Source organism: Ralstonia pickettii, assembly GCF_016466415.2.
GTDB classification, from domain to species: Bacteria; Pseudomonadota; Gammaproteobacteria; order Burkholderiales; family Burkholderiaceae; genus Ralstonia; species Ralstonia pickettii.
On the sequence record NZ_CP066771.1, the window covers coordinates 2,048,298 to 2,062,760 of the forward strand.

12 protein-coding genes and 1 tRNA gene are annotated in these 14,463 nt (G+C 64.3%); 8 read left to right on the plus strand and 5 right to left on the minus strand.

Going from position 1 to position 14,463, the window contains the following annotated elements:
- The first annotated feature begins 1 nt into the window (after window position 1).
- The 4 genes from RP6297_RS09670 to RP6297_RS09685 all read left to right on the plus strand — a co-directional run bounded on the left by RP6297_RS09670 (window position 2) and on the right by RP6297_RS09685 (window position 4,238).
- On the plus strand, window positions 2–1,420 hold the full coding sequence (locus tag RP6297_RS09670; protein ID WP_037028505.1) for an 8-oxoguanine deaminase: 1,419 nt from the start codon (window positions 2–4) through the stop codon (window positions 1,418–1,420).
- A 111-nt stretch (window positions 1,421–1,531) separates the two neighbouring features.
- A complete protein-coding gene (gene puuE, locus RP6297_RS09675; protein ID WP_037028502.1) occupies window positions 1,532–2,494 on the plus strand; it encodes an allantoinase PuuE in 963 nt (320 codons plus the stop codon).
- Window positions 2,491–3,015: a 2-oxo-4-hydroxy-4-carboxy-5-ureidoimidazoline decarboxylase gene (gene uraD / locus RP6297_RS09680; RefSeq protein ID WP_037028499.1), complete on the plus strand. Its 525-nt coding sequence runs from the start codon at window positions 2,491–2,493 to the stop codon at window positions 3,013–3,015. Before puuE ends, uraD begins: the two co-directional genes overlap by 4 nt.
- Window positions 3,016–3,167: 152 nt before the next feature.
- On the plus strand, window positions 3,168–4,238 hold the full coding sequence (locus RP6297_RS09685) for a porin (RefSeq protein ID WP_037028497.1): 1,071 nt from the start codon (window positions 3,168–3,170) through the stop codon (window positions 4,236–4,238).
- Between the two features lie 98 nt (window positions 4,239–4,336).
- Here the strand turns inward: RP6297_RS09685 and RP6297_RS09690 are convergent, their stop codons facing one another.
- Window positions 4,337–6,658, minus strand: a complete 2,322-nt coding sequence (locus tag RP6297_RS09690) for an NADP-dependent malic enzyme (protein WP_037028495.1) — start codon at window positions 6,656–6,658, stop codon at window positions 4,337–4,339.
- A gap of 295 nt (window positions 6,659–6,953) precedes the next feature.
- Entirely contained in the window at window positions 6,954–7,622 is a 669-nt protein-coding gene (locus RP6297_RS09695) for a DUF4136 domain-containing protein (RefSeq protein WP_037028493.1), read from the minus strand.
- Window positions 7,623–7,775: 153 nt separating this feature from the next.
- Here RP6297_RS09695 and pepN point away from each other — a divergent pair, with 153 nt between their 5' ends.
- From pepN to RP6297_RS09710, 3 genes are all read left to right on the plus strand, one after another.
- Window positions 7,776–10,478: an aminopeptidase N gene (gene pepN / locus RP6297_RS09700; protein ID WP_037028491.1), complete on the plus strand. Its 2,703-nt coding sequence runs from the start codon at window positions 7,776–7,778 to the stop codon at window positions 10,476–10,478.
- Between the two features lie 46 nt (window positions 10,479–10,524).
- Window positions 10,525–11,541 carry a class 1 fructose-bisphosphatase gene (locus RP6297_RS09705; protein ID WP_012762347.1) on the plus strand — a complete coding sequence of 339 codons (1,017 nt, stop codon included), beginning with the start codon at window positions 10,525–10,527 and terminating at the stop codon, window positions 11,539–11,541.
- Between the two features lie 76 nt (window positions 11,542–11,617).
- A tRNA-Thr gene (locus tag RP6297_RS09710) sits at window positions 11,618–11,693 on the plus strand.
- A 68-nt stretch (window positions 11,694–11,761) separates the two neighbouring features.
- Here the strand turns inward: RP6297_RS09710 and lysM are convergent.
- Window positions 11,762–12,247 (minus strand): peptidoglycan-binding protein LysM, encoded by a 486-nt coding sequence (gene lysM / locus RP6297_RS09715; RefSeq protein WP_009241111.1) that lies wholly within the window; start codon window positions 12,245–12,247, stop codon window positions 11,762–11,764.
- Between the two features lie 300 nt (window positions 12,248–12,547).
- On the opposite strand from lysM, the gene RP6297_RS09720 reads away from it, so the two are divergent.
- Window positions 12,548–13,582, plus strand: coding sequence for an extracellular catalytic domain type 1 short-chain-length polyhydroxyalkanoate depolymerase (locus tag RP6297_RS09720; RefSeq protein WP_037028489.1), 1,035 nt, complete (start codon window positions 12,548–12,550; stop codon window positions 13,580–13,582).
- A gap of 7 nt (window positions 13,583–13,589) precedes the next feature.
- Here the strand turns inward: RP6297_RS09720 and RP6297_RS09725 are convergent, their stop codons facing one another.
- On the minus strand, window positions 13,590–13,895 hold the full coding sequence (locus tag RP6297_RS09725) for a hypothetical protein (protein WP_012762350.1): 306 nt from the start codon (window positions 13,893–13,895) through the stop codon (window positions 13,590–13,592).
- 105 nt (window positions 13,896–14,000) lie between these two features.
- Window positions 14,001–14,438: a YXWGXW repeat-containing protein gene (locus RP6297_RS09730; RefSeq protein ID WP_037028487.1), complete on the minus strand. Its 438-nt coding sequence runs from the start codon at window positions 14,436–14,438 to the stop codon at window positions 14,001–14,003.
- Between the last annotated feature and the right edge of the window lie 25 nt (window positions 14,439–14,463).

Sequence of the window (14,463 nt, forward strand, 5' to 3'; positions counted from 1 at the left end):
CATGAACGCCACTGTCGCGCACAACGACCCGCTTCTGATTGCCCGTCATGCCGACGTGCTGGTCACCATGGATGCGCAACGCCGCGAGATCCCCGACGGCGCCCTGGTTGCGCGCGGTGGCGTGATCGAATGGGTGGGCGCCACGGCCGATCTGCCGTCGCAGTACCGCGAGGCCATCGGGCAACCCAACGTACGTGTGATGGAACTGCGCGACCACGTGGTCACACCGGGCTTCGTCAACACGCACCATCACATGTATCAGAGCCTGACGCGTGCCCTGCCCGCCGCGCAGGACGCCGAACTGTTTGGCTGGCTGACCAACCTGTATCCGGTGTGGGCGGGCCTCACGCCCGAGATGGTGCGCGTGTCTACGCTCACGGCGATGGCGGAACTGCTGCTGTCGGGCTGCACGACGTCCAGCGACCATCTCTATCTGTACCCCAACGGCAGCCGACTCGACGACTCCATTGAAGCCGCACAGCAGATCGGCATGCGCTTTCACGCGGCGCGCGGCAGCATGAGCGTCGGCCGCAGCCAGGGCGGTTTGCCGCCGGACCGCGTGGTTGAAGGCGAAGAAGCCATCCTGAAGGAAACGCAGCGCCTGATCGAAACGTGGCACAACGCCGATCGCCATTCGATGCTGCGCGTGGTGGTGGCGCCGTGCTCGCCCTTCTCCGTCTCGCGTGACCTGATGCGCGAGTCGGCCAAGCTCGCGCGCAGCTACGGTGTGTCGATGCACACCCACCTGGCCGAGAACGACAACGACATCGCTTACTCGCGCGAGAAGTTCGGCATGACGCCGGCCGAGTACGCAGAAGACCTCGGCTGGGTCGGCCGCGATGTCTGGCATGCGCACTGCGTGAAGCTCGACGCGCACGGCATCGACGTGTTTGCACGCACCGGCACTGGCGTCGCGCATTGCCCGTGCTCGAACATGCGCCTGGCTTCCGGCATCGCCCCGATCCGCACCATGCGCGATGCCGGCGTACCGGTCGGCCTTGGCGTGGATGGCAGCGCGTCGAACGATGGGGCGCACATGCTCGGCGAAACGCGGCAGGCCATGCTGCTCGCACGCGTCGGCTTTGGTCCCGCGGCGATGAGCGCGCGCGAGGCGCTGGAGATCGCCACGCTCGGCGGCGCGCGCGTGCTCAACCGCGACGACATCGGCGCGCTTGCACCCGGCATGTCGGCCGACTTTGTCAGCTTCGATCGTCACCAGGTCGGTTTTGCCGGCGCCGACCACGACCCGGTCGCGGCGCTGGTGTTCTGCGCCCCGTCCCACGTGGCGCACAGCGTGATCAATGGGCGCGTAGTCGTCGAAGACGGCCGCCTGACCACGCTGGAACTCGACGCCCATCTCACGGTTCACCGGAGGCTCGCGCTGGAACTCGCGCAGGCTGCCCGGGCAGTCCCGGCCTGACGCGGCGGCGCCTTGCCTCGTTCATGACGCCGCTGTGATGTCGTGAATTTGGAAAGCCGCATTCCACTGTCTGACCGGTGTTGTATGAAGTCTCCTCGACATGAAAAAACCATGACAAACAATAACTATCCGCGCGATCTCATCGGTTACGGCAAGAACCCGCCCAACGCCAATTGGCCGGGCGGCGCGCGCGTAGCGCTGCAGTTCGTCCTCAACTACGAGGAAGGCGGTGAAAACAGCGTCTTGCACGGCGACGCCGGCTCCGAGCAGTTCCTCTCGGAAATCATCGGCGCCGCGGCCTACCCGGCCCGCCACATGAGCATGGAGGGGATCTACGAATACGGATCGCGCGCGGGCGTGTGGCGCATCCTGCGCGAGTTTGAAAAGCGCGGCCTGCCGTTGACGATCTTCGGTGTGTCGATGGCCCTGCAGCGCCATCCGGACGTGACGCAAGCCTTCGTTGACCTGGGCCACGAAATCGCCTGCCACGGCTGGCGCTGGATCCATTACCAGAACATCGACGAAGCCACGGAGCGCGAGCACATGCGCATCGGCGTCGAGATCATCCGCGAGTTGACTGGCAATGCGCCACTTGGCTGGTACACCGGCCGTGACAGCCCCAACACGCGGCGCCTGGTCGTCGAGCACGGCGGCTTTGCGTATGACGCCGACTACTACGGCGACGACCTCCCCTTCTGGACCGAAGTCGAAACCTCGTCCGGCGAGCACAAGCCGCACCTGGTGGTGCCGTACACGCTCGACACCAACGACATGCGCTTTGCCAGCCCGCAAGGCTTCAACACGGCCGACCACTTCTACCAGTACCTGAAGGACGCCTTCGACGTGCTGTACGAAGAAGGCGATCCCAACGGCCTCGCGCAGCCGAAGATGCTGTCGATCGGCATGCACTGCCGCCTGCTGGGGCGCCCGGCGCGCTTCCGCGCGCTGCAGCGCTTCCTCGACTACGTGCAATCGCACGACAAGGTCTGGATCTGCCGCCGTATCGACATCGCGCAGCACTGGATCCAGAACCATCCGTATGCCAAGCAACCCGTTTTGAGCACCACAGCATGAGCCAGACCACCTACACCCTCTCGCAACTCAACGGCATGGACGCACCGCAGTTCGTGCAAGTCCTCGGCGGCATCTACGAGCACTCGCCGTGGGTGGCCGAACAGGCCGCAACGCAGCGCCCGTTCGCTTCGGCCGAAGCGCTCGCGGCCGCCCTGCGCAGTGCCGTGGATACCGCCGGCATTGAGCCGCAGCTCAAGCTCGTGCGCGCTCACCCTGAGTTGGCGGGCAAGGCGGCCGTGCGCGGTGAACTGACCGCCGAGTCGACGCGCGAGCAAAGCGGTGCGGGTCTGAACCAGTGCACGCCGGAAGAGTTTGCACGCCTGCAGGCACTCAACGCGCAGTACAACGAGAAGTTCGGCTTCCCGTTCATCCTGGCGGTGCGCGGCTATGACCGCCACGGCATCATCGACAACTTCAGCAAGCGCGTGGAGAACGACCGCGATACCGAGCTGCGTGCATCGCTCGAACAGATTCATCGCATCGCGGGTTTCCGTCTGGCCGATTTGATCGCCGCCAACTGATTTCTCAGGTTCAGCAGCAAAAAACAACGCTGTGGGCGCGGTGTCATGGGGCATGGGACACCGTTCGGCATGGAGCCTGACCAGCCGGCCTGTGACTGCATCAAAGAATGCAGCGCAACCTGCAGTGACTTTCAACAACAAAGGAGGTAGCAATGCAGTCGAAATTCAAGCGTGGCATGGCCGCGCTGGCAGTGGCATCGGCACTGGGGGCAGCAAGTGCCGGTGCGCAAGCGCAGTCGTCCGTCACGCTGTACGGCCAGGTGGATGCCTGGGCGGGCGCCACCAAGACCCTGGGCGTATCGGATCGCGCCTGGGGCGTCAACTCGGGCGGTATGTCGACCTCGTACTGGGGCATGAAGGGCAGCGAAGATCTGGGCAATGGCTTGAAGGCGATCTTCACGCTGGAAGCGTTCTTCCGCCCGGACACCGGCAAGTACGGGCGCTTTGACGGCGATACGTTCTTCGCCCGCAACTCGTTCGTCGGCCTGCAATCGAGCACGTGGGGTTCGATCAAGCTCGGCCGCCTGACGCCGCCGTATTTCGTATCGACGATCCTGTTCAACCCGTTCATCGATTCGTACACGTTCTCGCCGATGGTGTTCCACACGTACCTCGGCAACGGCCTGCGCGGCCCCGGCGGTATCTCGGGTCTGGTGGGCGATTCGGGCTGGAACAACGCGATCATGTATTCGACGCCGGACTTCAACGGTCTGACCGCCAACTTCATCTACGGCGCGGGCGAGCAAGCCGGCCACAACGGCCAGAACAAGTGGGGCGGCAACTTCCTGTACTTCCATGGCAACTTCGCAGCCACGGCGGCTTTCCAGCAGGTGCGCTTCGACTCCGCCCCGGGTGACCTGAACGCACTGGTGGCAGGCTTCTCGCGTCAGACGGCTGCGCAGCTCGGTGCCACGTACGACTTTGGCGTGGTCAAGCTGTACGGCCAATACCAGTACATCAAGAACGCCATCAACTCCGGCGATGCGAAGAGCAACGGCGGCCAGCTGGGCGTATCGGTGCCGGTCGGCCCGGGCAGCATCCTCGCGTCGTACGCATACACCAAAACTTCGGGCGCGGCTGACGTGAAGCGCAACACGTGGGCGGTCGGTTACGACTATTCGCTGTCCAAGCGCACTGACGTGTACGCCGCGTACATGCGCGACAAGGTGACGAGCCTCAGCTCGGCAGACACCTTCGGCGTGGGCATCCGCGCGAAGTTCTAAGCAGTCGGCAGCAAAGAAAAACGGCGCCTGGACTTTCCCCAGGCGCCGTTTTCTTTTGGGCCGCCAACCTTCAGCGGCCCAACAGTTGGATCAACCAATCAACGCGTAGCCGACACGTCTGCCACCGCCAGCGCCGTCATGTTGACGATGCGGCGCGACGTGGCCGACGGGTTCAGGATGTGCACCGGCTTGGCCGCGCCCAGCAGGATCGGGCCCACCGTCACGCCCTGCCCGCCCGTGATCTTGAGCAGGTTGAACGCGATGTTGGCGGCGTCGAGCGACGGCATCACCAGCAGGTTTGCGCTACCCGAGAACGCGCTCTTCGGCAGGAAATGATGGCGGATGTCTTCCGACAGTGCCGCGTCACCCTGGATCTCGCCTTCCACCTGCAGGTCGGGCGCTTCCACCTTCAGCAGGTCATACGCAGCGCGCATGCGGCGGGCCGATGCGTTTTTCGACGAGCCGAACATCGAGTGCGACAGCATCGCCACCTTCGGCTCCTGGCCGAAACGGCGCACTTCTTCTGCCGCCAGCTTGGTGATGTCGGCCAGCTCTTCTGCGCTCGGCAGCTCGTTGACGAACGTATCGGTGATGAACAGCGTGTGCTTCTCCAGCATCAGGCCGTTCATGGCGGCGAACACCTTGGCGTTGGGGGCCAGGCCGATCACGTCGCGCACGTGTTCGAGGTGGGCATCAAAGCGGCCGACCGTGCCGCACAGCAGCGCATCGGCATCACCCAGGCGTACCAGCAGTGCACCGATCAGGGTGTTCGAGCGGCGCAGCGCCGACTTCGCCATGTCCGGCGTCACCCCGTTGCGGCCCATCAGCTCGTGGTAAGCGGTGTGGTACTGGTGATAGCGGCGGTCGTCTTCCGGATCGACCAGCTCGAAATGCACCCCCGGCTTCAGGCGCAGGCCGGCCTTCTGGATGCGCATTTCGATCACGTGCGGACGGCCGATCAGGATCGGCTTGGCGAGGCCTTCGTCCACCACCGTCTGCACGGCGCGCAGCACGCGCTCTTCTTCACCTTCGGCGTAGACGACGCGCTTCGGGTTGGCCTTGGCGGCCGAGAACACCGGGCGCATGGTCAGGCCCGTGTGGTACACGAAGTCGCTCAGCTGGGCGCGATAGGCGTCCAGATCCTTGATCGGGCGCGTGGCCACACCGGACTCTTCCGCGGCCTTGGCGACGGCCGGTGCGATCTTCTCGATCAGGCGCGAATCGAACGGCTTCGGGATGATGTAATCCGGGCCGAAGGTCAGGTCCTGGCCGGCGTAAGCCTGCGCCACGGCATCGTTCGTTTCGGCTTCTGCCAGCTCGGCAATGGCCTTCACGCATGCCAGCTTCATCTCTTCCGTGATCTTGGTGGCGCCGCAATCGAGCGCACCGCGGAAGATGTACGGGAAGCACAGCACGTTGTTGACCTGGTTCGGGTAGTCCGAGCGGCCCGTAGCGATGATGCAGTCCGGGCGCGCGGCCTTGGCGATTTCCGGGCGGATTTCCGGCTCGGGATTGGCCAGCGCCAGGATGATCGGCTTCGGCGCCATGGTCTTGACCATGTCGGCGGTCAGCACGCCGGCGGCCGAGCAACCGAGGAACACGTCTGCATCGCGCACGATGTCGGCCAGCGTACGGGCCGACGTGTCCTGCGCATAACGGGCCTTGTTCGGCTCCATCTTGGCGTCGCGGCCGGCGTAGATCACGCCCTTCGAATCGACCACGTAGACGTTCTCGCGCTTGACGCCCAGGCCGACCATCACGTCCAGGCAGGCAATGGCCGCAGCGCCCGCACCAGACACGGCCACCTTCACGCTGCCGATGTCCTTGCCGACGACCTTCAGGCCGTTGAGCAGCGCCGCCGACGAGATGATCGCCGTGCCGTGCTGGTCATCGTGGAAGACGGGAATGTTCAGGCGGTCACGCAGCTTCTGCTCGATGTAGAAGCACTCCGGCGCCTTGATGTCTTCCAGGTTGATCCCGCCCAGCGTCGGCTCCAGCGAGGCGATGATGTCAACGAGCTTGTCCGGGTCGCGCTCGGCCAGTTCGATATCGAACACATCCACGCCCGCAAATTTCTTGAACAGGCAGCCCTTGCCTTCCATCACGGGCTTGCTGGCCAGCGGGCCGATGTCGCCCAGACCCAGCACCGCGGTACCGTTGGTGATCACGCCGACCAGGTTGCCGCGCGACGTGTACTCCGCCGCCAGCGACGGGTCTTGCTCGATCGCGGTACACGGATACGCCACGCCCGGCGAATACGCCAGCGAAAGATCACGCTGATTGATCAGCGCCTTGGTCGGGCGAACCTCGATCTTGCCGCGCGTGGGGGTGCGGTGGTATTCAAACGCCGCGCGGCGCAGTTCGGCCTCGGCGCCTTGGTCTTGGGAGTCCGGCGAGGCGTCGTGAAGCTTGTCGTTCATAGCAATGAATCCTGATGGGGAGTTCCGCAGATAAGGCGCACAGGCGCTCAGGCGGAAACTCCCTGAGACGAAATGGCAAAAACCAGTGGGAACAGAGAGAAACCGGGGGTGAGGCCGCACGCGTTGCTGGGCACCGTCAGGAGGGTAGCGACGGAGCGGACGCAGCGCCGGCCAAGGGTGGCGGTCGGCGCGAGACGGGATGAAGTGACAACGCTCAAGCGGGGTACGGCTGGCGGCCTACAGATTAGGTCCCGCATTCTAACGTAGACCGCCGGCCAAAACCCACCCTGGCGCACTACTTGGGTGCCGGCCCGGAAGCTGGTTTGGCCGCCGGTTTCACCGATGGATCAACGGGCAGTTCTATGAGGATCGGTTGTGCATTCGGTGCCGGGAAATTGGCAAAGGCGCTGCGTACCAGGTAAGGCATTACCGCCGTCAGCGATCCATCCCCACCCTGCGTTTGCGCCGTCACCTGATAAACACGTTTACCAGTGGCTGCCTCGTCAATTTCCACGTGATAGGCGTAGAAGGGCACCTGGACGTTCGTGTCGACGTATTGCGGACCCCACGGGCCCCAAGGCCCCCAAGGGCTGCGCCATGGCCCCCAAGGCCCCGGCCCCCAGTACGGATCCGGATACACGGGCTGGCGCACCTGCACAAGGCGCGTTGCGGTCGAATAGTCCAGGCGGACCACATAGCGCGCGCTGGCACGCGGCACGCTGGTAAAGCCGTGGGCAGCAAGCTGGTCTGATGTCCAGGCCTCGTAGGTCTGGCGTTCCAGGTCATTTTGCTGCGCTGCGGTGTGCTCGAAGGCATAGGTGCGCGGCGGGTTGTCGGTCCAGCCGGGTTGCCGGAACGCCGTCACCTGACTGGTGACCGTGCTGGCACAGCCCGCCAGGAGGCTGGCCGCCATCAACGCGCCGGCCATCGGCCAGACGCCCGATGACTTGATCCATTTCCACATGAAAATCCCCCTACTCTCAATCAGACAGATGGCCGCGGGCCCCGGAAACAGGCTGCGCGCGGTCTGTTACTCAGAGTGACACCCAACGCGGAAGATTCCCGCCAAGGGGCTGAGTACAATGGCCTTTTGCGTACCTCTACGAGGATGTTACCGATGTTGCGCACCGATACCGCCGTCACGATTTACCGCAAGGACTACACCGCACCCGCTTTCCGCATTGACGAAGTGGCCCTGGAGATCGATCTCGTGCCCGAGCGCACCCGTGTCGTCAACCGCATGCGCCTGACGCGCACGGATGCCGGCAAGCCGCTCGTGCTGGCAGGTGAAGGGCTGGAGCTGGCGGGCGCAACAGTCGACGGCAAGGCGCTGTCCGGCCTGCAGGCTTCCGGCGACACACTCACCATCGAAGCCGTACCGGCCGATGTTGGCGCCAGCTTTACGCTGGAACTCACCACGTACTGCAATCCCGCCGCGAACTCGTCGCTGATGGGCCTGTACGTTTCCAACGGCAACTTCTTCACACAGTGCGAGGCCGAGGGCTTCCGCAAGATCACCTACTTCCTCGACCGCCCGGACGTGATGACCGTCTACACCGTCACGCTGCGCGCATCGAAAGCGGATTACCCGGTGCTGCTGTCCAACGGCAATCTCGTGTCGGAGCGCGACCTGCCGGACGGCCGCCACGAAGCCGTGTGGCACGACCCGTTCAAGAAACCGTCGTACCTGTTCGCGCTGGTGGCAGGCAAACTCGAGTGCATCGAGGAGCGCATTCAATCCGCATCGGGCAAGGAGAAGCTGCTGCAGGTATGGGTCGAGCCGCATGACCTGGGCAAGACGCGCCACGCAATGGATTCGCTGATCCACTCCATCCACTGGGACGAACGCCGCTTTGGCCTCGAGCTGGATCTGGACCGCTTCATGATCGTCGCCGTGGGCGACTTCAACATGGGCGCGATGGAAAACAAGGGCCTGAACATCTTCAACACAAAGTACGTGCTGGCCAACGCCGAGACGGCCACCGATGTGGATTTCGCCAACATCGAATCGGTGGTCGGCCACGAATACTTCCACAACTGGACGGGCAACCGCGTCACTTGCCGCGACTGGTTCCAGTTGAGTCTGAAGGAAGGCCTGACGGTGTTCCGCGATCAGGAGTTCTCCGCTGACATGGCCGCGCTGGCCGGCAACGAATCCGCCGCTGCCAGCGCACGCGCCGTCAAGCGCATCGAAGACGTGCGGCTGCTCCGCCAGGCGCAGTTCCCTGAAGACGCTGGCCCGATGGCCCACCCGGTACGGCCCGACAGTTACGAAGAAATCAACAACTTCTACACCGTCACGGTGTACGAAAAAGGCGCCGAAGTCGTGCGCATGTACCAGACGCTGCTGGGCCGCGACGGTTTCCGCAAGGGCATGGACCTGTACTTCCAGCGCCACGATGGGCACGCCGTCACCTGCGACGATTTCCGCGCCGCCATGGCCGATGCCAACGGCCGCGACCTCACGCAATTCGGCCGCTGGTACAGCCAGGCGGGCACGCCAGTCGTGGCAGTCGAAGGCCACCACGATGCCGCCACGCACACGTACACGCTCACGCTGCGCCAGCGCTGTGAGCCGGTCGGCATTGAAGTGAACAGCGGCATCCAGAAGCAACCGTTCCACATTCCGTTTGCGATCGGCCTGATCGACAAGAACGGCCGCGACTTGCCTCTGCGCTTGCGTGGCGAGCCCGCATCGCCCTCGCCCGTGACCACACGCGTGCTGGACTTCACGGAAACCAAGCAGACCTTCGTCTTCGAAGATGTGGCCGAAGCGCCGTTGCCCTCGCTGCTGCGCAATTTCTCGGCGCCGGTGATCGTGGAATACGGCTATACGACCGAGCAGCTTACGTTCCAGCTCGCGCACGACTCCGACCCGTTCAACCGCTGGGAGGCCGGCCAACGCCTGGCCACGGACACACTGCTGCGCATGGTGACGGACATCCAGCACGGCCGCGCGCCGCTGGTGGATCCGGCGCTGGTCGAAGCCCTGCGTGCCGTGGTCGCCGACACCTCGCTCGATCCGGCCTTCCGCGAGCAGATGCTGATCCTGCCCGCCGAAAGTTACGTGGCCGAACGCATGGACGTGGCCGACCCGGCTTCCATTCACACCGCACGCCGCACGCTGCGCCGCACGCTCGCGGAGAAGCTCAACGCAGAATTGCTGCGCGCCTATCAGGACAACCAAACTGAGGGGCCCTACTCGCCCGATGCCGTGTCTGCAGGCAAGCGTGCGCTCAAGAACATCGCCCTCGGTTATGTGGTGGAAACCGAAGCCCCCGAGGCGCTGGCCCTCGCCGAACAGCAATACGCCCGCGCCACCAACATGACCGACCGCATGGGCGCCCTCTCGGCGATGGTCAACAGCTACGCCCCTGGCCGGGAAGCCGCACTGACCGATTTCTACACGAGATTTGCCGACGATGCCCTCGTCATCGACAAGTGGTTCTCGCTGCAAGCGATGCAGCCGGGCGCCGCCGGCAAGCCGACGCTGGCCACCGTACGTGCGCTGATGGCGCATCCAGCCTTCACGCTGCGCAATCCGAACCGCGCGCGCTCGCTGATCTTCAGCTTCTGCTCGGGCAACCCAGCGCAGTTCCACGCCGCCGACGGGTCGGGCTATGCGTTCTGGGCCGAGCAGGTGCTGGCGCTCGACGCCATCAACCCACAGGTCTCCGCCCGCCTGGCACGTGCGCTGGACCGCTGGCGCAAATACGTGCCCGTGTTGCGCGACGCCATGCAGGACGCGCTCAAGCGCGTGGCGGCACATCCGAGCCTCTCGCGCGACGTGCGGGAGATCGTCGGCAAGGCGCTGGCCTGAATGTCACCGCTTGTATCGTAAAATCGCGCCCGTCTCAGGAGAACCCATGAAGCGCATCAACCTCACCCGCTACCTGATCGAAGAGCAGCGCGAGCACAACACCATCCCGGCCGAGCTGCGCCTGCTGCTCGAAGTCGTGGCGCGCGCCTGCAAGGCGATCTCGCACAGCGTCAACAAGGGGGCCCTTGCCGGCGTGCTCGGCTCGGCCGGCACCGGCAACGTGCAAGGCGAAACCCAGCAGAAGCTGGACGTGATCGCCAACGAAGTCCTGCTCGAAGCCAACGAATACGGCGGCAACCTGGCCGCCATGGCCTCGGAAGAAATGGAATCGTTCTACGAGATTCCGCACCGCTATCCGAAGGGCGAATACCTGCTGCTGTTCGATCCGCTCGACGGCTCGTCCAACATCGATGTGAACGTATCGATCGGCACGATCTTCTCGGTGCTGCACATGCCCCAAGCGGGCCAGGCTGTGACCGAAGCCGATTTCTTGCAGCCGGGGGCAAAGCAGGTTGCCGCCGGTTACGCCGTGTACGGCCCGCAGACCACGCTGGTGCTGACGGTTGGCAATGGCGTGCACATGTTCACGCTCGACCGTGAAGTCGGCAGCTTCGTGCTGACCAGCCGCGACGTGAAGATTCCGGTCGACACGAAGGAATTCGCCATCAACATGTCGAACATGCGCCACTGGGCCCCGCCCGTGCGCCGCTACATCGACGAGTGCCTGGCCGGCACCGAAGGCCCGCGCGGTAAGGACTTCAACATGCGCTGGATCGCCTCGATGGTGGCCGACGTGCATCGCATCCTCACGCGCGGCGGCATCTTCATGTACCCGTGGGACAAGCGCGAGCCGGGCAAGGCCGGCAAGCTGCGCCTGATGTACGAGGCCAATCCGATGGCCTTCCTGGTGGAACAGGCCGGCGGCGCGGCCACCAATGGCGAGCAACGCATTCTGGATATCCAGCCCGAACAGCTGCACCAGCGTGTGGCGGTCGTCCTCGGGTCGAAGAACGAGGTGGATCGCGTCACGCAATATCACCTCGAGGCCAAGAAGACGGCGTAACGAGACCATGTGAGGTTGTTGTTCCAGCGGTTCTTGCAGAGCGACAAAAAGTTCTGTTAGAATCGCTGTTTCCGACGCCGCTGTAGCTCAGTCGGTAGAGCAGCGCATTCGTAATGCGAAGGTCACCAGTTCGATTCCGGTCAGCGGCACCAGAATAAAAAAGCCCAGTCTTCAACGACTGGGCTTTTTGCTTTGCGCCTCCGAAACGAGACAAGCCAAATCACGCCGCCGGAATACGCAGCTTCTGCCCCGGATAAATCTTGTCCGGATTCGACAGCATCGGCTTGTTGGCCTCGAAGATGGCGGGGTACTTGTTGGCATCGCCGTAGAACTTCTTGGCGATGGCCGACAGCGTATCGCCGCGCTCCACCGTGTGCCATTGCGATTCTTCCGACTCGGTGTTGACCGACATCTGGTCATCCACCGACTTGATGCCTTCGACGTTGCCGCAACACAGGATGATTTTCTCGCGCGTGGCTTGATCGGGGGCGACGCCAAACACCTTGGCTGCATCGCCTTCCACCTGCACCGACAGCGCCGTGGCGCTCAGGCCCTGCTGTGCGATGTAGTCCTGAATGGCTTGGCCCTTGGCATCGTCGGCCGCCTTGGCGGCGTCGGCATCCGCCGACGCATCGGCCGGCGCGGCTGCAGCGCTGCCGTGGAAGAGCTTCTCGCCAGCCTCTTTGATGAAGTCAAAAAAACCCATAACGACCTCCATAAGTACACAACGGGGAACGGGGAAAGTGGAGACGCCCACTGCGGGGCTCGTCCGTCGCGGCAGTGTAGCCGCTCACCAACGGTGTCTCCATGACAGCCGCGCTCAATTGCAAACTTTGCGCCTCATGCAGGCGCCAATGCGGCGCTTCGCCCACTTTCAATGCTGCATTGCAACAAACTCACTGGCACACTGTCCTACCAATACCGAAACCCCTTGCGACCTCTTGGAGAGCACGCGCACCATCGTCCTCATCCGAGCAACTTTGCCTCCGCCATGCACCGTAATTGGATGAAATCCTTCACCCGCCTGGTCGACGCCCTGACCACACCGGGCTTTGGCCGCCAGTCATGGCCGCCTAAACCGGTTAAGCCGCTCAAGCCAACCACACGCGGCGAGAGCCCGCGCCGCGTACGCCCCACGCCCACCCAGGGCACCTTCGTCCGCGAACAGTTCATCTACGAGCCTGAGTCGCCCGCCCTGGTGGCGCGCCGGCCGGAATACTGGCTTTACACACCGCCCCTGCGTGGCAGCAAGCCACCCGCGCTGATGGTGATGCTGCATGGCTGCAAGCAGTCGGCCGAAGTGCTGGCGCATGGCACGCGCATGAACGCACTGGCAGACCGCGAGGGCTTTATCGTGCTGTATCCGGAGCAGCCGCGCCGCGCGCATCCGCAATGCTGCTGGCACTGGTATGACCTGGAGCATGCTGGCGCGCGCGAGGCCGACGGCATCGCCCAACTGATCGAACAAACCCTGGCACAAACTGGCGCAGACCCCTCGCGCGTATATCTGGCAGGGTTGTCGGCCGGCGCGGGATTGGCCGGCCTGATGGCATTGCGTCATCCGAAGTTGTTTGCCGCGTTGGCGCTACATTCGGGCCCGGCCTTGGGCGTGGCACGCTCGCCGGCGTCTGCATTGAACCTGATGCGCCGCGGGGCACGCGTCGACGCCGTCGATGCACTCTCCAGCGTGGTAAATGTAGCCGCCTATCCCGGCATGCCAACGATGCTTTTGCACGGTCTGCGCGATGAGGCCGTCAACCCCACCAACCAAGCGCAGTTAGCCGCGCAGTTCCGCGCGCTGAATCATCTGGGCGATGGGCGCAACGTCTCACGCGAAACCACGCGCGGCGAGGGCTACGTCCTGCGCAACGACATACGCGACGGCGAATGCATCGTCAGCCTGTGCCAACTCACCGCCACGGGCCACGCCTGGAGCGGCGGCGACCCGCGCTACGCCTTCCACGCGCCGGGCCCGGACGCGACCTGGCTGTGGTGGCAATTCGCACGCCGGCACATTCGCGTTACAGCGCTCGCGGCGTAAGCGGACATTAGAGATCGATCGACTGCTGCACGGCGTTGCGCCCCAGCAATTCATCGATCAAGCCATAGCCGCGCGTGAGCCCGGCGTCTTCGGCGGATTCACGCGTGGGCAGCGGGCGCTCGTCATGCGAATGGGCGACGAGCGTTTCGACGGCCGTCGGGTCCGCGCCGGACTCGCAGATGCGCACGACAAAATCCCACTGCGTGGGTCCCTGCCCGCTCTTGTCCGATTTGCGCTCAGCACGCGGAATGGCCAGTACGTAGACGTCAAAGTCTTTGTACAGCTCGGTGCGCCAATTCGATTCCATTGTCATGTGGTCTCCCGGAAGGCGCCGCGGCCTCTCTTTCAGCGGTTGCGGCGTCGACAGACTTGCCTGCAAAAAAACAGGCCGGTACATGACCGGCCTGTCGTCGCATCATCAGCATTCGCCCTTGCGCGCATGGCCCGGGGGGCAGTGGTAGCGGTCGTCGCGGTCGCGGCGGCCGTGATCCCAGTCGCGATCCCGATCACGGCCACGCCAGCGGCCGTCGTCGCCGCGGTCCCAGCCACCGTCATGCATCTGCCAGCCGTGCGGACCCTGCTCCCAACGCGGCTCACGCCAGTGGTAACCCGGGCGGCCGTGTTCACGATAGCCACGACGCCAGACATAGCGGCCATCGCGCCATTGCCAGTAACCCGGTACCCATACGTAGCCCGGCTGCAAGACCGGCACCGGCTCATACTGGGGCGGTGGCGGCGCGTAGCTCGGACCGATCTGCACACCGATCGACACCTGCGCCTGCGCCGGCAAGGCGATCGAACCTGCCACACCGGCGGCGGCCAGGCATGCGGCGAGAATCCACGCGCTCCTCTTCATGTGAGGGCCTCCTTTCTACAGCAGT

Bases quoted from the DNA above. Each gene is read 5' to 3' on its own strand.
- RP6297_RS09705 (WP_012762347.1), top strand. From the start codon at position 10,525: ATGAAGCGCATCAACCTCACCCGCTACCTGATCGAAGAGCAGCGCGAG.
- uraD (WP_037028499.1), top strand. From the start codon at position 2,491: ATGAGCCAGACCACCTACACCCTCTCGCAACTCAACGGCATGGACGCA.
- RP6297_RS09730 (WP_037028487.1), bottom strand. From the start codon at position 14,438: ATGAAGAGGAGCGCGTGGATTCTCGCCGCATGCCTGGCCGCCGCCGGT.
- RP6297_RS09695 (WP_037028493.1), bottom strand. From the start codon at position 7,622: ATGTGGAAATGGATCAAGTCATCGGGCGTCTGGCCGATGGCCGGCGCG.
- puuE (WP_037028502.1), top strand. From the start codon at position 1,532: ATGACAAACAATAACTATCCGCGCGATCTCATCGGTTACGGCAAGAAC.
- pepN (WP_037028491.1), top strand. From the start codon at position 7,776: ATGTTGCGCACCGATACCGCCGTCACGATTTACCGCAAGGACTACACC.
- RP6297_RS09685 (WP_037028497.1), top strand. From the start codon at position 3,168: ATGCAGTCGAAATTCAAGCGTGGCATGGCCGCGCTGGCAGTGGCATCG.
- RP6297_RS09670 (WP_037028505.1), top strand. From the start codon at position 2: ATGAACGCCACTGTCGCGCACAACGACCCGCTTCTGATTGCCCGTCAT.
- RP6297_RS09720 (WP_037028489.1), top strand. From the start codon at position 12,548: ATGAAATCCTTCACCCGCCTGGTCGACGCCCTGACCACACCGGGCTTT.
- lysM (WP_009241111.1), bottom strand. From the start codon at position 12,247: ATGGGTTTTTTTGACTTCATCAAAGAGGCTGGCGAGAAGCTCTTCCAC.
- RP6297_RS09690 (WP_037028495.1), bottom strand. From the start codon at position 6,658: ATGAACGACAAGCTTCACGACGCCTCGCCGGACTCCCAAGACCAAGGC.
- RP6297_RS09725 (WP_012762350.1), bottom strand. From the start codon at position 13,895: ATGACAATGGAATCGAATTGGCGCACCGAGCTGTACAAAGACTTTGAC.